This is a genomic window from Acinetobacter seifertii (genome assembly GCF_016064815.1).
GTDB lineage: Bacteria > Pseudomonadota > Gammaproteobacteria > Pseudomonadales > Moraxellaceae > Acinetobacter > Acinetobacter seifertii.
Genome location: NZ_CP065820.1, coordinates 3,100,050 through 3,117,781, shown reverse-complemented (window position 1 = coordinate 3,117,781; position 17,732 = coordinate 3,100,050). Strand labels below are relative to the sequence as shown.

The window sequence follows — 17,732 nt, the reverse complement described above, 5'->3', positions numbered from 1 at the left end:
GTATGGCTTCTCCTTATCTACATTCTTTTGCTTTATTTTTCTCATTGCTCAATCCATTTTTAATGAGCATTTATATGATTGGCCTAATCCGCCATTCAGAAGCTAAGGTGTTTAATAAAGCACTGATTCAGGGAAGTTTGATTGCTTTTATTGTATTCATGCTGTTTGCATGGGGCGGTGAAACAATTTTTAGTAAATATCTGAATGTACGTTTTGAAGCCTTTCAGATTTTTGGCGGCCTGATCTTTTTGGTGATTGGCTATCGTTATGTGTTTCAGGGTGCCGATACCATTGGTGAAATGCGCGGTGCTCCTGAGCATTTAGCTGGAACCATCGCTATGCCATTTATGATTGGGCCAGGTACTATTAGTGCCGCTGTAGTCACAGGCATAGAAATGTCAATTGGTGAAGCAGCCCTAGTGATTGCCTTTACGTTATTTTTAACCTGTAGTATTTTGATTTTGATGAAATTTTCACATGATCATTTACGCTATAAACATGCCAAACATATCGACCGCTATTTTGATATTGTCGGGCGTTTATCAGCGTTACTAATCGGTACGATCGCTATTGATATGATTATCAATGGTGTGACAGGTGTGATTAATAAAGTTTAGCAAGTATCGATCAACATCTTGCTATGTCATTTAATATCGAAAAATGGCATAGCACTTTTTTTATTATTTTTAATTTCTCAATCAATTTTTATTTAAGAAAAACTAAAAAATAATTAAAAATAATAGATTAAAAAAGCTTCGTTCAAAAAAAGAATAAACAATATTAAAAAATACGATGCTATGTTATGGATTTAAGCATGTTTTTTTTGTGAATTATCAACCATAATGTTTCTGAGCTTGTTTGAGACAGAGTTGAGTCATGCCTACATTAGATGAAATGACAACCGTAACTGATGATCAGTCAGAATTAACCATGTCAGTTTTAATGACCCCTGATATGGCAAATTTTTCAGGTAATGTTCATGGTGGAACAATTCTTAAGCTGTTAGACCAAGTCGCCTATGCTTGTGCAAGCCGTTATTCGGGCAGCTATGTGGTCACTTTGTCTGTAGATAAAGTGAATTTTAAAGAACCGATTTATGTAGGTGAGTTAGTTACCTTCTTGGCAAGTGTGAACCATGTAGGCCGTACTTCAATGGAAGTTGGTATTCGTGTTGAAGCACAAAATATTCAAAAGCGCACCGTTCGCCATACCAATAGCTGTTATTTCACAATGGTTTCTGTTGATGAGCATGGTAAACCACGCGAAGTTCCTCAATTGAAGCTAGATACAGAGTGGAAACGCTGTCGATTTGAAGCGGCAGAGCATCGTAAGGTGTTGCGCCTACAAGAAAATCATAATCCTTCTTGTAGCATGTATAAGAAAACGTCTTAATCAGATCGAATTAAAAAAAGATCGAACCGCAGCATGGTTCGATCTTTTTTTTTCATCACTGAAATTTAACGTCCTGTTTCATTTCAGCAAAATTATCTCTGAGCTTGGAGGAGAGTACAGAGATAATAATTATTGAGCAGCAGGAGCGGCTTCAGAAGCTGAACCTACAGCGTCAGATGCAGCATTTGCAGTGTTGGCTTGTTCTTGAGTTGAAACTACAACTTTGTCTTCTGGAGCATGAACCTTATCATGTTTAGAAGCAGCGAAAGTTGAAGCAGCAGTTAAAGCTAGAGTAGTAGCAAGTAAAGTTTTAGCTAATTTCATTTTATGGCATCCTTAAAATTCATTAAACAATAAATTAAACCTAATCGTTCTTACCAACATGAAACCTGTATGGCTGAATGATTAAGCTAGGACACATGCTAAGCTGAGCTTTGGATTGCATCAATTAACTTAACAATCTATTACGCCTATCTTAACAATATGAAATATACGGGCCGTTTATGTGCGTCTACTGTAAAATTACCACGCTGGTTGAACGTTTAAAATGTGAAAAAATATTTCATGTTGAATAAAAAAAAGTCAGGTTGGTTACGTAAACAAAACACTCTGGTATGAATTGTGAATGCCTTAAAATAGAATATTCCGTTTGACAATAAATTGTTTAAAGTAAATTTAGATAAGTAATGAGACTTTATTCTCATATTTAATATTTTTACCCACTTTTTAAAAATATGACGTCAAAAAGAAAAATCATTTTCATGCCACTTAAACAGTGATATATCTTTCCTAGTTTTTTTGAACCTTGTTGATTTGAGTTGCTTGTGAAACTGATTCCCCAAAAAACTGTTCCTACCCATATTATTTCAGGATTTTTAGGGGCAGGGAAAACCACATTATTACAGCATTTATTAAGTCAGAAACCCAAAGATGAAGTGTGGGCGGTCTTAATGAATGAGTTTGGTCAAATTGGGGTAGATCAACAACTTTTACCACAAGAACAAGGCTATGCCGTAAAAGAATTATTAGGTGGGTGTTTATGTTGTAGTAGCCAACTCCCCATGCATATTGCTTTGGCTCGTTTGCTAAGTGAACAAAAAACAGACCGACTCTTTATTGAACCTACAGGGCTTGGGCATCCTTCACAACTGTTTGATCAGTTAACTGAACCTCATTGGCAAAACAGCTTGGCTATGCGTGCATTAGTCACGGTTGTCGATGGTAGCCGTTTGCATGATACCAATTGGGTTAAGCAAAATCTTTATGAGGATCAGTTGAAAGCTGCCCAGATTGTTGTGGTTTCTCATGCTGATACGATGTCTTTTGAAGATGAACAAGCATTAGACCAATTGAAACAAGAGTATCAACCTTATCAACAACAATGGTTAACGACAGAGCATGGTCAACTCGAACTAGCACAAATTGATGTGGCTGCTCGTTTAACCGCACGCTCTATACAACCTTTACTTAAGCTTCAAAAGCAGATGAGTGAAGCTGAAGTAGCAAAAGAAATTCGTCAATTGCCTTATCACTATGTTGAGTCAGCGCAGGGATATACTGTTGCAGGCTGGAAATTACCTAAGCGTTGGAAATTCGAATTTTATGCTTTGCTCGATTTACTCTGCGCACAGCAAGACTGGCTGCGTATTAAGGGAATTTTTCATACAGATCAGGGGTGGAAGACCTTTAACTTTAATCCTGAACAGTTTAGTTATAAGTCTGGTGAAGAAGGTATTGATAACCGTATTGAAATCATTAGCCAACATGAACATGACTGGCTGGCATTTGAAACTGAGTTATTAACTTGTAGAATTGATGAATAGAGAACATTGAAAAGATAGCTCAATGTTCTCAAAAATCTTCATTTATTTTTTAATGTCGAGTACAGCTTTAGCTTGGGCATGATCAATATCTTTTTCCCAATGGGCAATGACTACGGTCGCAACACAGTTACCAATTAAGTTGGTACAGGCACGAATAATCCCAATAAACCAATCTACAGACAGTAAAAGTACTAGGCCAATTGCAGGTAAGCTTGGAATAACTGAAAGTGTAGCCGCAAGAATAACTAAAGCTGACCCTGGAATACCATGCGCACCTTTAGAGGTAATCAGTGAAACCAGTAAAATAGCTAACAAGTCATGCATGGAGAGATCGATATTGCAGGCCTGCGCAATAAAAATCACTCCTAATGTTAAATAAATGGAAAAACCATCTAAGTTAAAAGAATAACCGGTTGGAATGACTAGACCGACTGTTGAGTCTTTTATGCCTAGGTTCTTAAGCTTCTTCATGACTTGAGGAAGAACTGAGTCGGAAGAGGCAGTACCTAAAACAATGGCAAGTTCATCTTTAAAATAGCCTACAAATTTGAAAATGTTCAGGCCAGCAAGCTTTAGAATTAAACCTAGAACAATGACAACAAATAAAATGCAGGTTGCATAAAAGAGTAAAACTAAATAACCGAGTTGCAGGAGTGAGTCTGATCCAAATTTTGCAGTGGTATAGGCAACTGAACCGAATACCCCAATTGGAGCTAAGCAAATGATTAGCCCCATAATTTTAAAGAATACTTCAGAGAAAGCTTCAAGTGCCTGACGTACTAGCTCTGCTAAATGTTTAGGAATTAAAAGTAGCGATACGCCAAATAAAATCGCGATGAGTAAAACTTGTAAAATATCGCCGTTGGCAAAAGCGCTAGTAAATGTTTTTGGAATAATATTAAGAAGAAAATCTGAACCTGTATGCATGTCGTGAGCACGTTCGGTATAAGTACTTAAATCTTTAGCATCTAAATGGCTAATATCAATATTCATACCGACGCCCGGTTTAAAGACATAAGCAACAATAATTCCCAAAATTAAAGCAATACTTGTGACTACTTCAAAATAGAGAATCGTTTTTGCACCGACTTTGCCCATTTTTTTAATATCGTTTGCACCATAAATTCCCAGTACTACGACACAAAATACAATTGGTGCAATCAACATTTTAATCAGTGAAATAAAACCATCACCAAGGGGTTTTAAAGCTAGAGAGAAGTCATGAAAAGCAAGTCCTACTGCAATACCGAGGAAGAGAGCGCAGAGAACTTGTAGGAATAAACTACGTTTAAGTTTTTGCCACATAAGTCATCAAATCAAAAGAGAGGAATACAAACCCTTCAAAGCAAAAAGCCCGCCAACTTGGAAAGCGCTTGGATGTTTTGGAAGAAGATGCAAATTTAGAGTGAAAGAAGTTTTGTGTTACTGCGTTTTTTCTATAATTTTTTAATTGAAATCGAGTATTCTTAGCGCCAAATTTTTGGACATATTAACCATGGCGCTTAAAGCAACAATTTATAAGGCAGACTTGAATATTGCCAATATGGATGACCATATCTATGGCGATTATCAATTGACGCTTGCATTGCATCCTTCAGAAACTTTAGAACGGTTAATGGTTCGTGTTATGGCATTTGCACGTTTTGCAAGTGACAGTCTTGAATTTACTAAAGACCTTTTTGAAACTGATGAGCCTGCACTTTGGCAAAAAGACTTAACAGGTCAGTTAGAAAATTGGATTGAAGTCGGTTTACCTTCTGAAGATAAAGTGAAAAAAGCCAGTGCTCGTTGTAAAGCTGTAGCAATTGTTGCGTATGGTTCACAGGTCGAAGACTGGTGGAAGAGAAACAGTAAAATTAAAACATTAAGTAATGTCCAAGTTTGGCAAATTGCACCTGAAAGTACAGCAGAGTTAGAACAGCTTTGTGAACGTACGATGCAGTTACAGTTAAACGTTATGGACAATGAGTGGACTTTACTGGGTGAGAATGGCCAAGCAAATGTAGTGTGGACTCAATTACAGTAAAATTGGAAAGCGCAACAAAATTTACAAAACTAGTTGCTAGACTAAAGATTGAGTCTGGGCTGTGAATTTAAATGAAACGGAAATGTTATGATCACTGAATTAGAAATTATCGATTTAAAAGTAGGCGAAGGTAAGGAAGCGGTTAAAGGTGCCTTAATTACCACTCACTATACAGGTTGGTTAGAGGACGGTACCAAATTCGACTCTTCAATTGACCGCGGAAATTATTTCGAATGTGTCATTGGTACAGGCCGTGTGATTAAAGGTTGGGACCAAGGCATCATGGGAATGAAAGTTGGCGGAAAACGTAAACTTATTGTTCCTGCGCATTTAGCTTATGGGGAACGCAAAATGGGCAAAGTTATTCCGGCGAACTCAAATTTGATTTTTGAAATTGAGTTATTTGACGTAAAAACTCGCGATGAATGAAATCAAAATTTTACCGTTTGATTTTTTTATATAAGCTTTAAATATGAATATATTCGTTATTTATATTTTAGCTTTTTGAATATTTAAGATTATTTTCAGTTTATTTGATTATAAAGGTGAACTGAAAAACTGTTCATTTTGGGCAGTTTAAACTTAAGGGCTAAATAGACGTCGGTTTTAGTTCTTAAGTTTAAATTTCACATAAATAATCTATATTGCTATTGAGACGCTATTTCATGATTACCCGCTTTGCATCTCCTTTGTTGAATCTAACGCTTGGCTTGGCTTTAGCAGGCTTGTCAGGTATGGCATTAGCTGCTCCTCCTAAAATAGATGCTTCAGAACTTACTGTTATTGGCTATCATGAAATTACCGATACTAAGAATGCCTTAATTCCTCAATATGCGGTGACTACGAAACAATTTAGTGAGCATATCGATTGGCTGCAAAAAAACGGTTTCCATTTTATTACTGTAGATCAGTTAATTCGCGCTCATCAGGGTAAAGTTGCACTGCCAAGCAAACCAGTTTTATTAACTGTAGATGATGGTTATCAGACTTTTTATCAAAATGCTTATCCAGTGATTAAGGCTAAGAAAATACCAGTAGTACTTGCTGTTGTTGGTTCATGGTTAGAGCCAAAAGAAAATCAGAAAGTCGATTTTTCTGGTGAAGAAATTTCACGTGATAAAATCTTAAGCTGGCCTGAACTTAAAGAGATGCAAGATAGCGGTTTTGTTGAAATTGCAAGCCATAGCTATCACTTACACCGTGGTATTAATGGTAATCCACAAGGAAACTCTGAACCTGCGGCAACTACACGTTTTTATGATGATAAAACTAAAACATATGAAAACGACAGCCAGTATCAGGCTCGAATCTATAATGATTTGAAAAAGAATAATCAGTTGCTCAAACAACATGGTATACGTTCGCCACGTATTATGGTTTGGCCATACGGTCGCTACAATATGCAAACGGTCCAGATTGCTAAAAAGCTTGGTATGCCAATTACCATCACACTTGATGATGGAGCAGATCATGCTAAACAATCTCTACAGAATATGAGCCGTATTTTGGTAGAAGGCGGAATGAGTACCAATGATTTGGCTCAAGAGATTAAAAACCGTGAATTAAACTTAACGGATAACAATCGCCCGCAAAAAATTATGCATGTTGATCTGGACTATATTTATGATCCAGATCCGAAACAACAAGAGCGTAATTTAGGTAATCTACTCGACCGTATTAATGCGATGGGCGTAAACACGGTTTATTTACAAGCTTTCTCTGATGCAGACGCTAATGGTTCTGCCGATATGGTATACTTCCCAAATCGACATATTCCTATGCGTGCTGATTTATTCAACCGTGTTGCATGGCAAATTCAAACACGTACGCCTGTAAGCCGTATTTATGCGTGGATGCCTTTATTGGCATGGGAACTACCAAAAACTGATCCTGTATCAAAAGATTTGGTTGTAACCCAGCAGGATAAAACGAGTGAGCATCTCAATATGGGATACATTCGTTTAAGCCCTTTTTCACCTGAAGCGCGTCAAACTATCCGTGAAATATATGAAGATTTAGCGAAGTCATCGTCTTTCAATGGAATTTTATTCCATGACGATGTGACTCTGTCTGATTATGAAGATGCAAGCCCAGATGCCTTAAAAGCTTATGCGAAACAAGGTTTATCAACAGACTTGGCAAAAATTCGTGCAAATGACGAAGATTTGCAGAAGTGGACTGCATATAAAACAAGATATTTAGATGATTTTGCGATGGAGCTTGTTGGTGAGGTTCGTCAGTATGAGCCATTCCTGCTTACAGCACGTAATTTATATGCACAAGTGGCTTTAAAACCATATGCGGAAAATTGGTACTCTCAGTCACTTGAAGAGTCATTAAACCGTTATGATTTTACTGCTATTATGGCGATGCCTTATATGGAGCAAGTGAAGAACCAAGATCAATTCTATAAAGATATGGTTGATCGTGTGAAACAGTATCCAAATGGCATTAAGAAAACAGTTTTTGAGCTACAAGCAACGAACTGGCGTAATAACGAAAAGGTACCTTCAACTGAAATGGCTGCGACAATTCACTCTCTCTATGAACAAGGTGCAATGCATGTTGCATATTACCCAGATGACCCAATTAAAGATCATCCGGACGTGAACGTGATGCATAAAGCATTTGCTGAAAAGTCATCTCGTCTTGTGCCGTAGACGAGGCTGAAACATGACAATCTTTGCTGCAATATGGTCGCAGGCTCTAAAGTTCGTTTTTTATTATCCATTGTTTATGTCATATCTATGGATGATTGGTGCGATCATTTTCTATTGGAAAGAACGTAAGGCTCCACCTTACGATCAACCGGCTCCATTAGAAAGCTATCCGAAAGTTGCTGTACTTATTCCTTGCTTTAACGAAGGCGATAATGCAGAGGAAACCATTAGTCACGCTTTAAAATTGGATTACCCTAATTTTGAAGTCATTGCGATTAACGATGGTAGTTCGGATAATACGGGTGAAGTCCTAGATCGTTTAGCTGAACAATACGAAAAACTTCGTGTTGTTCACCTTGCACAAAACCAAGGTAAAGCAATGGGCCTACAGGCTGGTAGCCTCATGACCGATGCCGAGTTTTTAATTGGTATCGATGGGGATGCTTTGCTTGATCCGCATGCAGCAAAATGGATGATTCGTCATTTTCTTCAGAATCCAACAGTTGCAGCCGTAACTGGTAACCCACGTATTCGTACGCGTTCAACTTTGTTAGGACGTATTCAAGTCGGTGAGTTTTCTTCGATTGTGGGAATGATTAAACGTGCGCAGCGTACATTTGGTCGTTTGTTCACGGTGTCTGGTGTAATTACGGCTTTCCGTAAAAGTGCTGTTCACCAAGTCGATTATTGGTCACCAAATATGTTGACCGAAGACATCGATATTACTTGGAAATTGCAACGTGCAGGCTGGGACATTCGTTTTGAACCGAATGCCTTGGTCTGGATTTTAATGCCTGAAACATTAAACGGATTGTGGAAACAGCGTTTACGTTGGGCAATGGGTGGGGCACAGGTATTAATTAAAAATATTGATGTGTTCACCAAACCAAAATTGAATTTTTTATGGCCTTTAATGTTTGAGCTTTGCTTAACTTTAGTCTGGTCATATTTAATGCTGGCAATGGCTTTATTGTGGTTGGTACATTTTATTTTCCCAGTCCCTGCATTAGCCGTTGTGAGTTCCCCATTTTTACCGTATGGTACAGGTATTTTATTGGGGGCAACCTGTCTAATTCAGTTTGCTTTAAGCAAATGGATGGATAGTCGTTATGAACCGAATCTAGGAAAAAACTATTTCTGGATGATTTGGTATCCATTGGTCTTTTGGCTAATCACCATTTCGGCAACCATTGTGGCATTTCCAAAAGTCTTACGACGTGGAGATGAGAAACGAGCACGTTGGGTGAGCCCGGATCGGGGCATTCGTTAGATGAAATGCAAGAGTCATGAGATTTTAAAGATCGTGCTGTATTGATGTCTGGGGAAAACCGCAGCACTTCGTTAGGTAAAAGAGAAATGAAGACAAATTCGTTGATTATTGATTTACGTCGTCAATTACCGTGGCACAAGCGCTATGTTTCTACAACAAGCACAGCCATGATGTGGGGCGGTTGGTTGTTGTTGTGGCGTCCGTTCGTGTTTGTATGGCTATTGGTTGAACTACAAAAAACACATTTGGTACACCGTTTATTTAGTGCCTTTGGTGTGGGAATTGAGCATGGCTTTACAGCACTCATTGCTTGTGCAATTGGTTTGTTGCTATGGAGTCATATTTTGCCTGAACGCCGTGTGGGTGGTGATGAACTTGACATGAAGCAGACAGATGATTATGCACGCTACTTTGATTTACCTGAGCAAGAAATTGAGCAGGGACGTAGCCAAAAAATTACGATAGTTCACCACGATGAATTTGGTAAAATTGTTAGAGTTGAATAAGCCAAATTAATTCAAGAAAGCCCACATCATGTGGGCTTTCTTTTTACATATATGTTTTTAGAGAGTAATAAGTTTTAAATCTTGAAGGGTGTGTCTGAGTAGTCTTTATTTACCTTTGAAAACAGGTGGACGCTTTTGTAACATGGCAAAAACACCTTCTTGAACATCTTCTGTGGTCAGCAAAGGCTGTAAATGAGTTTGCAATTGATCAAAAGCAACCTCATAGCCTTCATTAATAGCTTCGCGTGCAGAGGCAAGAGTGGCTTTTACAGCAAGTGGCGCAGCTTGGGAAATATGTTCCGCAAGTTCTATAGCACGATTAAGCTCCGTCCCTTCATGGCATATTTCTGTAATCAGATTCATATCAAATGCTGCTTTTGCATCAAAAGGGTCACCTGTAAGCAAATAGCGCATCGCTTTGGCCCAGCCAGCAGCTTGAGTAAAGCGAGCAGTCGCGCCGCCAAAAGGTAAGATGCCACGTTGGACTTCCATTTGCGCAAATTGAGTATTTTCACTTGCAATTGTAAGATCTGCATTAAGAAATAGTTCGATACCCGCGGTATAACAGTAGCCCTGTACAGCTACAATTAATGGTTTACTCAGTTTTCGGCCAACTGTACCCCATGGGTTAATTTCTTCATCATTAAAATCGAACACGCCTGTAGCAAGCTTAGGTTGTAACTCAACCAAATCTAAACCCGCCGTAAAATGGTCACCATGAGCAAAAATAATCGCACAGCGCAGAGCATCATTATTTTCATATTCTGTAAGCGCTAGAGATAAATCTTTAATGAGGTGGCTATCAAAGGCATTGCGTTTTGCTGCCCGATCTAAACCAATTAAAAAAATATGTCCTCGAGTTTCACGGCTGACTTTTCCTTCTTGATTTGACATATTGTCGCGCTCTTTATTTGTGTTTCATTATCTTTTAAACAATCATTTAAAAACGATCAAATACAATTTGTTGATGACTTGGTAAGTGAAAACAAAAGCATGCTGTCAATACTCGTCAAAAGTCAACCTGACGCATAGATGTATCAGGTTGGGCAAGTTTATGCAGAGCGCCGTGAATACATTAATAGCCCTAGACATAACAGGGTTAAACCTAAAACAAGATGTGAGCTAAGTTGTTCATGGTTGAACCATGTTCCCCAAAAGGTGGCTAAAACAGGGGTGATAATTGTAATAAGTAGTACCGTCGTCGGTTGGAGTACCTTAATGAGTTGATAATAAAAAATCATGGCAAGTACAGAAGAAAAGACAGCACTATAGAAGACCGCGAGTGAAATTTTCAGACTTGGAAGTTCAGTTGGAAGATGTGACCAAAAGAAAGGCAATAAGCATACATAACCCACCCACGAGACAAGGCTAGAACCCGTCATTTGTATAATGGGATGAATATGCGCTCCGACAGATTTTACGGCAAAAGTCGACAATACATAAAACAGCATAGCGATTAGCTCTAGCATAATACCAATACTGTTGAGCTGAAAACCTGATGAAGATAGTCCTAATGTAAAACTCATCCCGACAAGCGCAATACCGAGACCAAGCCACTGCCATGATGAAAAACGCTCGTGCCCCAATACAAAGGAGCTAATGAGCCCAGATACTAAAGGAGAGGCGCCGTAAATAATTGAAATAATGGCCGAAGGAACTTTATCTGCACCCATATAGCAAAAAGCCATGGAACCAAATAAACCAATGGCTCCTGCACAGTAGCTTAAAATTGCTTTTTTACTAAAGATCAGTTTTAAACGGAAAAATTTTAGACACAGTAAAGCAATTGGAATAGCGATACTAAAGCGAAGGAATAATCCCCATGCCCAGTGAAGTTCTTGTACTGTCCAGACGGCGGCGAGTGGTGTAAGCGACCAAATAACAATGACCGCAATAAATTGGCCGGCTGTAGCGAGTCGAGTCGGAGATGAAGGTAATGCTACAGCCGGCTGAATCTGCGGGCTGGACGTACTCTGTTGTTCAAATAAAGGCTTCATATAAAGCTCCATAAATTGATGTTTTGTAGGATGAACGGACATAAAAAAAGCCGCTTTTTATGGCGGCTTTTTAAGAAAAATCAGAGAAAATATTATGTAAGTAACTTCTTGATTTTTTTATTCAAAGCGCCAAATTGTCCTAAACAAGGACGTCGCCAAATGACCACACAGAACTTAATCTCTGGGTCGTGGAATTGACGCGCTAGACAATAATGGGCTTTAGATAAAAACATGATAAATATATTAAAAATATAGATGATATTTTTATAACATATAAATAGAAAAGTACAAATGAGATTCAAGCGTGGAATATAGATTTTGTTGAATACGTTAAATTAGTTGTTTGCTTAGGCCCATATTTTTCTCATAATACCTCGTCAAATTGATCTCAATAAGTAGTTGTTCTTATGTCACCTTTAGAAATCTTTGCGGTCTTCATTAGTCTCATTGGAGTCGGATTAACTGTAATTCGCAATATGTGGTGCTGGCTGTTTAATTTCTTTGCCTTTGTTCTATACGCCTATTTGTTTTATGAATTTAAGCTTTATGGTGAAACGATTTTGCAGTTCTTTTTTATGGCTGTAAATTTTTATGGTTTTTACTATTGGCTCAAAGGAAAGCAGCAAGATCACGACATTCGAATTGAACCTATCGCAGTTCAAACCGCGATTATCCAAATGATCATTGCTGCGATAGGCGGCTTACTGTTTGGTTTGATACTTAAAAACTTTACTGATGCAGCAGTGCCTATGCTCGACTCGCAGCTTGCCGCATTTAGTTTGCTTGCAACTTATTGGACGAGTCGAAAACATATTGCGACTTGGATACTTTGGGTATTTGTCGACATTATTTATGTGGGTATGTTTATTTATAAAGATCTATTTTTAACTTCAGCCTTATATGCGGCTTTTGTATTAATGGCAGCTTATGGTTGGTATCAATGGGAAAAGGTTAAAAGAAAGCAGGTTGATCATATAGATCTTAAAAAAACTATTTAATCTATGAGAAAATATTAAAACAATAATCCTGTTTGGAAACTATTTGATGACTCATACTTTAAAAAAACTTTTATTTTGTTTATTTCTTTGTTCTGGTTATGCAAATGCTCAGATTAACGCTGTTCCTTTAAAGCAGCTTAGTAAATTACCGGATTCATGTCAGAAAGATGAAGCTACTGAAAATAATAAATTAGCTATACAGACGGCACAGATAAAAATACAAAGCTATTCTTGCTTTAACCCTGATATAGCTGATGCGCTAGGCTATAATGTATTTGCTATTCATTTAGATAAAAATAAAACCTATTATTTTAAATCGCAAACTCAGGATATATCCTCAATAGCTGGTCAGAACATACATAAAATTGATTCTGAAACCTTTGCAATAGACAACTATCAAGAGCGTGGCGGAAATTTCATTATTTTTTGGGTAGCGGATTGGTCAAATATTTATACACAAGATATTTCTTATTATATGGATGATGAAACTTCCATAGATAGCTTTATTAAAGACAGACAGATTTATTTACAGAAGAAAAAATATTTGAATAATACCAAAACTGCAAAAGTTGGATCTCCCTTAATCATTATGAAAGACAAACAAAAAGGTTTGATTATTAATAAGACTAAGGCACAAAACTTTTAAATCATTAATTTCTGGACTTTTATGAAAAATTTAACTCATATATTTTTATTTTGTATTGGCTTTTTAGTAGCAACGACCTCTTATGCACAAGTAAATATTAAACCTTTATGGCATGGTAAAGTATTAAACAGTTTTAATATTCCATTAAATAACCTGAAAAAGCCAAAGCAAGTTATTAAAGGTGGAGCTGATGAATGCAATGGTGGTTATTTCCCAGATCAATGGGTATATGAAGATGGAGTGGTACTCTCTACGGGTTCTTTAGATAAGGTATATGTAAGTCAGCAGAACGGTCTAAAGTATGGTTCTCGATTATTTAATCATTTAACTACCGAGAATGAGTTCAAAAAATTTTTTGGTGAACAGATCTATATGACTAAAAAACATGTTTATTCTTTACAACCTTGGGAAGGTAGTAATGATAGTCTAGACTTTCACTTCCGTAATGGAAAATTGCACTACTATACGCACTCTATTGATGACTGCTAATAATTAACTTTTAAGAATAACCATGATCCTGAATTTAGTCATATATAAGCAGCAACAGTTTGATGCAGTGACCCAAAAAATTATGGCTGAGCCTGCAAAATATATAGATTTTAATTCAGTGTCAGATTTCTATAAGGCTGCATGGCTCAAAGATTTTCCACAAGGCACTCAGGTCTCTGCGACAGGTTTAGATGATGGAGCCCAAGAGTTTTATGCAGTAGTACAGTTTAAACAGCAGTATTTAAAATTTGATATTAAAGAAAATCATTCAACACTGTGTTTTCAGGATATGAATGGTGAGATTTTTAAGCGTAATTTTTAATTGAAGAAATAAGAGTAAAAAAGCGACTTAACGTCGCTTTTTTTAATAAATAAATTTTGAAATTTTATCTGCCGTTGCGATGACTAAGCTTGCGATATCTTCTTTAAAGGTTTTTTCATCATAAGTGGTAATTGGACAGCTCACCGAAAGGACAGCCACCATTTTTCCATTAGATTGTTTGAAAATAGGAGCACCACAAGCAGCCATATCATGATTGTAATGACCCCAGCTCACCATCGATTTTTGGGTTTTTACATAATTTAGTTTTTGTAAGAGTGCTTTCAAGTTAGTTGGGGTAAGTTCTGAGAAACTATCCCACTCATTGAAGTTACGATAGCGTTGTCGTACTTCTGCCTCTGGTAAATCCGACAATAACATTTGACCAATAACGGTAGCATGGGCCGGCCAGCGAGTACCCAAACTAATATTGCTGGTAAAAGTACCCATTGATTGAACATTATTTACAAAAACAATATGTGTACCTTCCAAAACAGTCAGATGTACTGCCAGTTTGGTCTGATCACGTAGTTCTTTCATTAAAGGAGTGGATAAATCGAGTAATGAAAGCTTCGATAAACTGTTAAAACCAAGCTCCATAACTTTTGAGTCAAGCGCATAAGTTTTTTGGGATGCTTTCCTTAAATAGCCACAAGCTTCGAGTGTATAAATAAGACGAAATGCACTAGAACGGTTCACTTCCAAAATTTCGGCAATTTCTGTAATCGTCATTTCTTGTGCTTGTTGATTAAATGCTTGCAAGATGGCTAAACCACGCACAAGCCCTGGTACTAAATATCGATCATCATTTTTTGTCGTTTCTGATTCTTGCAAATCTTCTTCAATCTCTAGGCTCATTTGTGTTGTTTTCCTATAAATAAAAAAGGGTTCGAATTGGGGCATTATGCTTTATTTTAGAACTATTGTAATTATAAAGATCGCATAAAACATTTTTTATATTTAAAACAAAGTTTTCTTTTTGAAACGTAACAAATTATTTAAAATAAATTAATACAATGATTTTTATAATTATTTTTACTTTGACAAAAATTAACCAAGAGTATTATTCTTTGCTTGTGTTTTGAAAATGAAATTAAGTTTTGTATATAAAACAAAATGAGGACGCAAAGTATGAGTTGGATCTCAGTTTGTCAGCAGGGTGACGTTAGCGAAGATGAGCCGAAGGCTATCGAAGTTGAAGGAAAAAAAATTGGCGTATTTTTTGTCGATGAAAATTACTTCGCTATCGAAAATGTTTGCCCTCATGCGTATGCCTTATTAACCGAAGGATTTATCGAAGATCAAACTGTTGAATGTCCATTGCACGAAGCAATTTTTGACATTCAGACAGGTGAGCTAAAAAGTGGGCCCGGGTGTAGAAACCTATGTACGTACCCAGTTCGTGTTGAAGGACAGGATATTCAAATTCAACTCTAGTCCTCACATGTACAAGGAAGCAGAACAATGAAGACATTTAATGAAAAGTTAGCAAGCTGGATTCATGCAACGCCAGCAACCGAAGCAGGTATCAACAATATTCAAATTCCTGGTCAATCTGAATTGTTGGTTTGGCAGACACGTTATAAAGAACCGACTCTCTACGAGCAAGATTTTGTAAAGAACTTGATTCAAGCATTCTCTGCGGGTGCAACAGCGCTAGATGATGTTGTTTCTGCACTTAATCAACAGGGTTTCCGCTGTGAATCTGGTGATGAATGGACTTCTGCAAGCTTTACAGAAGAAATGCAACGTTTAGGTTATTGATTCAGGGAAGAATAAAATGAACGCAATCGTATCAACTTCACAAAGTGCTGAAGAATATTTAGAACTTGGTTTACGTGACCAATGGCATCCGGTTTTGGCAAGTTGGGAAGTCGCTGCTAATCCGGTCGGAATTACCCGTTTAGGCGAAAACATTGTGGTTTGGCGTGATGCTGAAGGGCAGGTTCATGCACTTGAAGATCGCTGTCCACATCGCGGCGCTCGTCTTTCCCTCGGTTGGAACTTGGGTGACCGAGTTGCTTGTTGGTATCACGGTGTTGAAGTTCGTGCTGATGGTGTGGTTGCCGATGTGCCAGCAGTTCATGAATGTCCAATGACTGGAACTAAATGCTTAAAGAACTATCCAGTAATTGAGCAGCATGGTGCAATCTTCATCTGGTTTGGTATTGATGCAAATGAACAACCAGCACCGCTTGAGTTCCCAGAGCAACTTGCAAGTGAAGAGTGGAGTGCCTTCCTTTGCCAAGCAGACTGGAAAGTAAACCATCAATACGCGATTGATAACGTGATGGACCCAATGCATGGTAGTTATTTACATGCGACATCGCACTCGATGGCAGATGGTGATCGTACCGCAGAGATGAAACATCGCACGACCGATAATGGTTTTATTTTTGAAAAAGAAGGTCAATTAGGTGTGAACTTCGATTGGGTTGAATATGGTTCAACAGGTGCGAGCTGGTTACGTCTGTCAATTCCATACCGCAAACAATTTGGCCCAGGTGGTGAGTTCTGGATCGTGGGCTATGCAACGCCAATTGATGCTAACAATACCCGCGTATTTTTCTGGCGCTGTCGTAAGGTGAGTGGCTGGCAACGTAATGTATGGCGCTTCTTGTATCGCAATCATTTAGAGCAGTTGCATTGGGATGTATTGGAACAAGACCGAATTATTTTAGAAAATCTTGCGCCAAATGCACGTGAACAAGAATTCCTCTATCAACACGATGTTGGCCTTGCTCGTTTACGTCGTTTAATGAAAAAAGAAGCTGAAAAGCAATTAAAGAAAATTGCTGCGCTAAATGCATCAAACCGTATTGAGATGCAGGAAGAAGCTCATGGCTAATGTAGCGTTGTTGCAAGGCAAAAAAGTTTTAGTGACTGGTGCTGCACGTGGTTTAGGCCGAGATTTTGCTCAAGCTATTGCCGAGGCTGGTGCTGAGGTTGTAATGGCAGATATTTTATCTGACTTGGTGCAACAAGAAGCACAAGCTTTGCAAAAACAAGGACTGAATGTTCATGCTGTTACCGTTGACCTTGCCAATGCAGACTCTATTGAAAATGCGGTTGCAAAAAGTGTTGACGTACTCCAAGGACTAGATGGCCTTGTGAACTGCGCGGCACTGGCAACCAATGTTGGTGGAAAAAATATGATTGATTACGATCCTGAACTTTGGGATCGGGTCATGAATATTAATGTGAAAGGCACATGGCTCATTAGTAAGGCATGTGTTCCCCATTTAAAGCAATCGGCTGCAGGCAAGATCATTAATGTTGCTTCTGATACAGCACTTTGGGGCGCACCGAACCTAATGGCTTATGTTGCGAGTAAAGGTGCAATTGTTGCCATGACGCGTTCAATGGCAAGAGAGTTGGGACAATCTAATATCTGTGTCAACACATTGTCACCGGGACTTACTCTGGTTGAAGCAACCGAGTATGTGCCTCAAGAACGTCACGATTTATATGTCAATGGAAGAGCGATTCAACGTCAGCAACTTCCACAAGATTTAAATGGAACAGCATTGTATCTACTGTCGGATTTGTCCTCTTTTGTGACAGGTCAAAATATTCCGGTCAATGGCGGTTTTGTCTTTAACTAAG

21 protein-coding genes are annotated in these 17,732 nt (G+C 38.0%); 16 read left to right on the top strand and 5 right to left on the bottom strand.

From position 1 onward, the window contains the following. Window positions 1–2 precede the first annotated feature (2 nt). Together I8T81_RS14355 and I8T81_RS14350 are read left to right on the top strand one after the other, a co-directional pair. Window positions 3–617: a MarC family protein gene (locus I8T81_RS14355; RefSeq protein ID WP_004703201.1), complete on the top strand. Its 615-nt coding sequence runs from the start codon at window positions 3–5 to the stop codon at window positions 615–617. A 259-nt stretch (window positions 618–876) separates the two neighbouring features. After that, window positions 877–1,392, top strand: a complete 516-nt coding sequence (locus I8T81_RS14350; protein ID WP_004703199.1) for an acyl-CoA thioesterase — start codon at window positions 877–879, stop codon at window positions 1,390–1,392. A gap of 129 nt (window positions 1,393–1,521) precedes the next feature. Here the strand turns inward: I8T81_RS14350 and I8T81_RS14345 are convergent, their stop codons facing one another. Continuing rightward, the gene (locus I8T81_RS14345; protein WP_004703197.1) at window positions 1,522–1,716 is read right to left on the bottom strand and encodes a hypothetical protein; all 195 of its coding nucleotides are present in this window, start codon (window positions 1,714–1,716) and stop codon (window positions 1,522–1,524) included. Between the two features lie 500 nt (window positions 1,717–2,216). Here I8T81_RS14345 and I8T81_RS14340 point away from each other — a divergent pair, with 500 nt between their 5' ends. Further along, the gene (locus tag I8T81_RS14340; protein WP_198071518.1) at window positions 2,217–3,215 is read left to right on the top strand and encodes a CobW family GTP-binding protein; all 999 of its coding nucleotides are present in this window, start codon (window positions 2,217–2,219) and stop codon (window positions 3,213–3,215) included. Window positions 3,216–3,257: 42 nt separating this feature from the next. Here I8T81_RS14340 and dctA read toward each other — a convergent pair whose 3' ends face one another. After that, window positions 3,258–4,520, bottom strand: a complete 1,263-nt coding sequence (gene dctA / locus I8T81_RS14335) for a C4-dicarboxylate transporter DctA (protein ID WP_198071517.1) — start codon at window positions 4,518–4,520, stop codon at window positions 3,258–3,260. Window positions 4,521–4,710: 190 nt separating this feature from the next. Here dctA and I8T81_RS14330 point away from each other — a divergent pair, with 190 nt between their 5' ends. The 5 genes from I8T81_RS14330 to pgaD all read left to right on the top strand — a co-directional run bounded on the left by I8T81_RS14330 (window position 4,711) and on the right by pgaD (window position 9,677). Then, entirely contained in the window at window positions 4,711–5,241 is a 531-nt protein-coding gene (locus I8T81_RS14330; RefSeq protein WP_004703190.1) for a YaeQ family protein, read from the top strand. A gap of 87 nt (window positions 5,242–5,328) precedes the next feature. Then, entirely contained in the window at window positions 5,329–5,670 is a 342-nt protein-coding gene (locus I8T81_RS14325; RefSeq protein WP_004703189.1) for an FKBP-type peptidyl-prolyl cis-trans isomerase, read from the top strand. A 236-nt stretch (window positions 5,671–5,906) separates the two neighbouring features. Beyond that, on the top strand, window positions 5,907–7,901 hold the full coding sequence (pgaB, locus tag I8T81_RS14320) for a poly-beta-1,6-N-acetyl-D-glucosamine N-deacetylase PgaB (protein ID WP_198071516.1): 1,995 nt from the start codon (window positions 5,907–5,909) through the stop codon (window positions 7,899–7,901). Window positions 7,902–7,914: 13 nt separating this feature from the next. After that, entirely contained in the window at window positions 7,915–9,171 is a 1,257-nt protein-coding gene (gene pgaC, locus I8T81_RS14315; RefSeq protein WP_004703185.1) for a poly-beta-1,6-N-acetyl-D-glucosamine synthase, read from the top strand. 86 nt (window positions 9,172–9,257) lie between these two features. Continuing rightward, entirely contained in the window at window positions 9,258–9,677 is a 420-nt protein-coding gene (pgaD, locus tag I8T81_RS14310; protein ID WP_004703183.1) for a poly-beta-1,6-N-acetyl-D-glucosamine biosynthesis protein PgaD, read from the top strand. A gap of 105 nt (window positions 9,678–9,782) precedes the next feature. Here the strand turns inward: pgaD and I8T81_RS14305 are convergent, their stop codons facing one another. Beyond that, on the bottom strand, window positions 9,783–10,571 hold the full coding sequence (locus I8T81_RS14305) for a crotonase/enoyl-CoA hydratase family protein (protein ID WP_198071515.1): 789 nt from the start codon (window positions 10,569–10,571) through the stop codon (window positions 9,783–9,785). 158 nt (window positions 10,572–10,729) lie between these two features. Further along, on the bottom strand, window positions 10,730–11,674 hold the full coding sequence (locus tag I8T81_RS14300; RefSeq protein WP_198071514.1) for a DMT family transporter: 945 nt from the start codon (window positions 11,672–11,674) through the stop codon (window positions 10,730–10,732). A 407-nt stretch (window positions 11,675–12,081) separates the two neighbouring features. Here I8T81_RS14300 and pnuC point away from each other — a divergent pair, with 407 nt between their 5' ends. The 4 genes from pnuC to I8T81_RS14280 are packed head-to-tail and all read left to right on the top strand — an operon-like array spanning window position 12,082 to window position 14,129. Further along, window positions 12,082–12,672: a nicotinamide riboside transporter PnuC gene (gene pnuC / locus I8T81_RS14295; protein WP_077163511.1), complete on the top strand. Its 591-nt coding sequence runs from the start codon at window positions 12,082–12,084 to the stop codon at window positions 12,670–12,672. A gap of 46 nt (window positions 12,673–12,718) precedes the next feature. After that, window positions 12,719–13,318 carry a hypothetical protein gene (locus I8T81_RS14290; protein WP_198071513.1) on the top strand — a complete coding sequence of 200 codons (600 nt, stop codon included), beginning with the start codon at window positions 12,719–12,721 and terminating at the stop codon, window positions 13,316–13,318. A 21-nt stretch (window positions 13,319–13,339) separates the two neighbouring features. After that, complete coding sequence (locus I8T81_RS14285; protein ID WP_151740870.1) at window positions 13,340–13,807, top strand: hypothetical protein; 468 nt, start codon at window positions 13,340–13,342, stop codon at window positions 13,805–13,807. 22 nt (window positions 13,808–13,829) lie between these two features. Further along, window positions 13,830–14,129 carry a hypothetical protein gene (locus I8T81_RS14280; protein WP_198071512.1) on the top strand — a complete coding sequence of 100 codons (300 nt, stop codon included), beginning with the start codon at window positions 13,830–13,832 and terminating at the stop codon, window positions 14,127–14,129. Window positions 14,130–14,171: 42 nt separating this feature from the next. Here I8T81_RS14280 and I8T81_RS14275 read toward each other — a convergent pair whose 3' ends face one another. Further along, window positions 14,172–14,984 (bottom strand): IclR family transcriptional regulator, encoded by an 813-nt coding sequence (locus tag I8T81_RS14275; protein ID WP_198071511.1) that lies wholly within the window; start codon window positions 14,982–14,984, stop codon window positions 14,172–14,174. A gap of 273 nt (window positions 14,985–15,257) precedes the next feature. Here I8T81_RS14275 and I8T81_RS14270 point away from each other — a divergent pair, with 273 nt between their 5' ends. Genes I8T81_RS14270 through I8T81_RS14255 form a run of 4 tightly spaced genes read left to right on the top strand, consistent with a single transcriptional unit; the run spans window position 15,258 to window position 17,731 of the window. Then, window positions 15,258–15,563 carry a non-heme iron oxygenase ferredoxin subunit gene (locus I8T81_RS14270; RefSeq protein ID WP_000118513.1) on the top strand — a complete coding sequence of 102 codons (306 nt, stop codon included), beginning with the start codon at window positions 15,258–15,260 and terminating at the stop codon, window positions 15,561–15,563. A gap of 27 nt (window positions 15,564–15,590) precedes the next feature. Further along, window positions 15,591–15,890: a recombinase-like helix-turn-helix domain-containing protein gene (locus I8T81_RS14265; RefSeq protein ID WP_019456951.1), complete on the top strand. Its 300-nt coding sequence runs from the start codon at window positions 15,591–15,593 to the stop codon at window positions 15,888–15,890. Window positions 15,891–15,906: 16 nt separating this feature from the next. Then, entirely contained in the window at window positions 15,907–16,974 is a 1,068-nt protein-coding gene (locus I8T81_RS14260; protein ID WP_004703167.1) for an aromatic ring-hydroxylating oxygenase subunit alpha, read from the top strand. Further along, window positions 16,967–17,731 (top strand): SDR family oxidoreductase, encoded by a 765-nt coding sequence (locus tag I8T81_RS14255; RefSeq protein ID WP_049065225.1) that lies wholly within the window; start codon window positions 16,967–16,969, stop codon window positions 17,729–17,731. Before I8T81_RS14260 ends, I8T81_RS14255 begins: the two co-directional genes overlap by 8 nt. Window position 17,732: the final 1 nt, after the last annotated feature.

Coding starts and splice junctions, on each gene's coding strand:
- I8T81_RS14355 (WP_004703201.1), top strand. CDS start 3: ATGGCTTCTCCTTATCTACATTCTTTTGCTTTATTTTTCTCATTGCTC.
- I8T81_RS14350 (WP_004703199.1), top strand. CDS start 877: ATGCCTACATTAGATGAAATGACAACCGTAACTGATGATCAGTCAGAA.
- I8T81_RS14345 (WP_004703197.1), bottom strand. CDS start 1,716: ATGAAATTAGCTAAAACTTTACTTGCTACTACTCTAGCTTTAACTGCT.
- dctA (WP_198071517.1), bottom strand. CDS start 4,520: ATGTGGCAAAAACTTAAACGTAGTTTATTCCTACAAGTTCTCTGCGCT.
- I8T81_RS14330 (WP_004703190.1), top strand. CDS start 4,711: ATGGCGCTTAAAGCAACAATTTATAAGGCAGACTTGAATATTGCCAAT.
- I8T81_RS14325 (WP_004703189.1), top strand. CDS start 5,329: ATGATCACTGAATTAGAAATTATCGATTTAAAAGTAGGCGAAGGTAAG.
- pgaB (WP_198071516.1), top strand. CDS start 5,907: ATGATTACCCGCTTTGCATCTCCTTTGTTGAATCTAACGCTTGGCTTG.
- pgaC (WP_004703185.1), top strand. CDS start 7,915: ATGACAATCTTTGCTGCAATATGGTCGCAGGCTCTAAAGTTCGTTTTT.
- pgaD (WP_004703183.1), top strand. CDS start 9,258: ATGAAGACAAATTCGTTGATTATTGATTTACGTCGTCAATTACCGTGG.
- I8T81_RS14305 (WP_198071515.1), bottom strand. CDS start 10,571: ATGTCAAATCAAGAAGGAAAAGTCAGCCGTGAAACTCGAGGACATATT.
- I8T81_RS14300 (WP_198071514.1), bottom strand. CDS start 11,674: ATGAAGCCTTTATTTGAACAACAGAGTACGTCCAGCCCGCAGATTCAG.
- pnuC (WP_077163511.1), top strand. CDS start 12,082: ATGTCACCTTTAGAAATCTTTGCGGTCTTCATTAGTCTCATTGGAGTC.
- I8T81_RS14290 (WP_198071513.1), top strand. CDS start 12,719: ATGACTCATACTTTAAAAAAACTTTTATTTTGTTTATTTCTTTGTTCT.
- I8T81_RS14285 (WP_151740870.1), top strand. CDS start 13,340: ATGAAAAATTTAACTCATATATTTTTATTTTGTATTGGCTTTTTAGTA.
- I8T81_RS14280 (WP_198071512.1), top strand. CDS start 13,830: ATGATCCTGAATTTAGTCATATATAAGCAGCAACAGTTTGATGCAGTG.
- I8T81_RS14275 (WP_198071511.1), bottom strand. CDS start 14,984: ATGAGCCTAGAGATTGAAGAAGATTTGCAAGAATCAGAAACGACAAAA.
- I8T81_RS14270 (WP_000118513.1), top strand. CDS start 15,258: ATGAGTTGGATCTCAGTTTGTCAGCAGGGTGACGTTAGCGAAGATGAG.
- I8T81_RS14265 (WP_019456951.1), top strand. CDS start 15,591: ATGAAGACATTTAATGAAAAGTTAGCAAGCTGGATTCATGCAACGCCA.
- I8T81_RS14260 (WP_004703167.1), top strand. CDS start 15,907: ATGAACGCAATCGTATCAACTTCACAAAGTGCTGAAGAATATTTAGAA.
- I8T81_RS14255 (WP_049065225.1), top strand. CDS start 16,967: ATGGCTAATGTAGCGTTGTTGCAAGGCAAAAAAGTTTTAGTGACTGGT.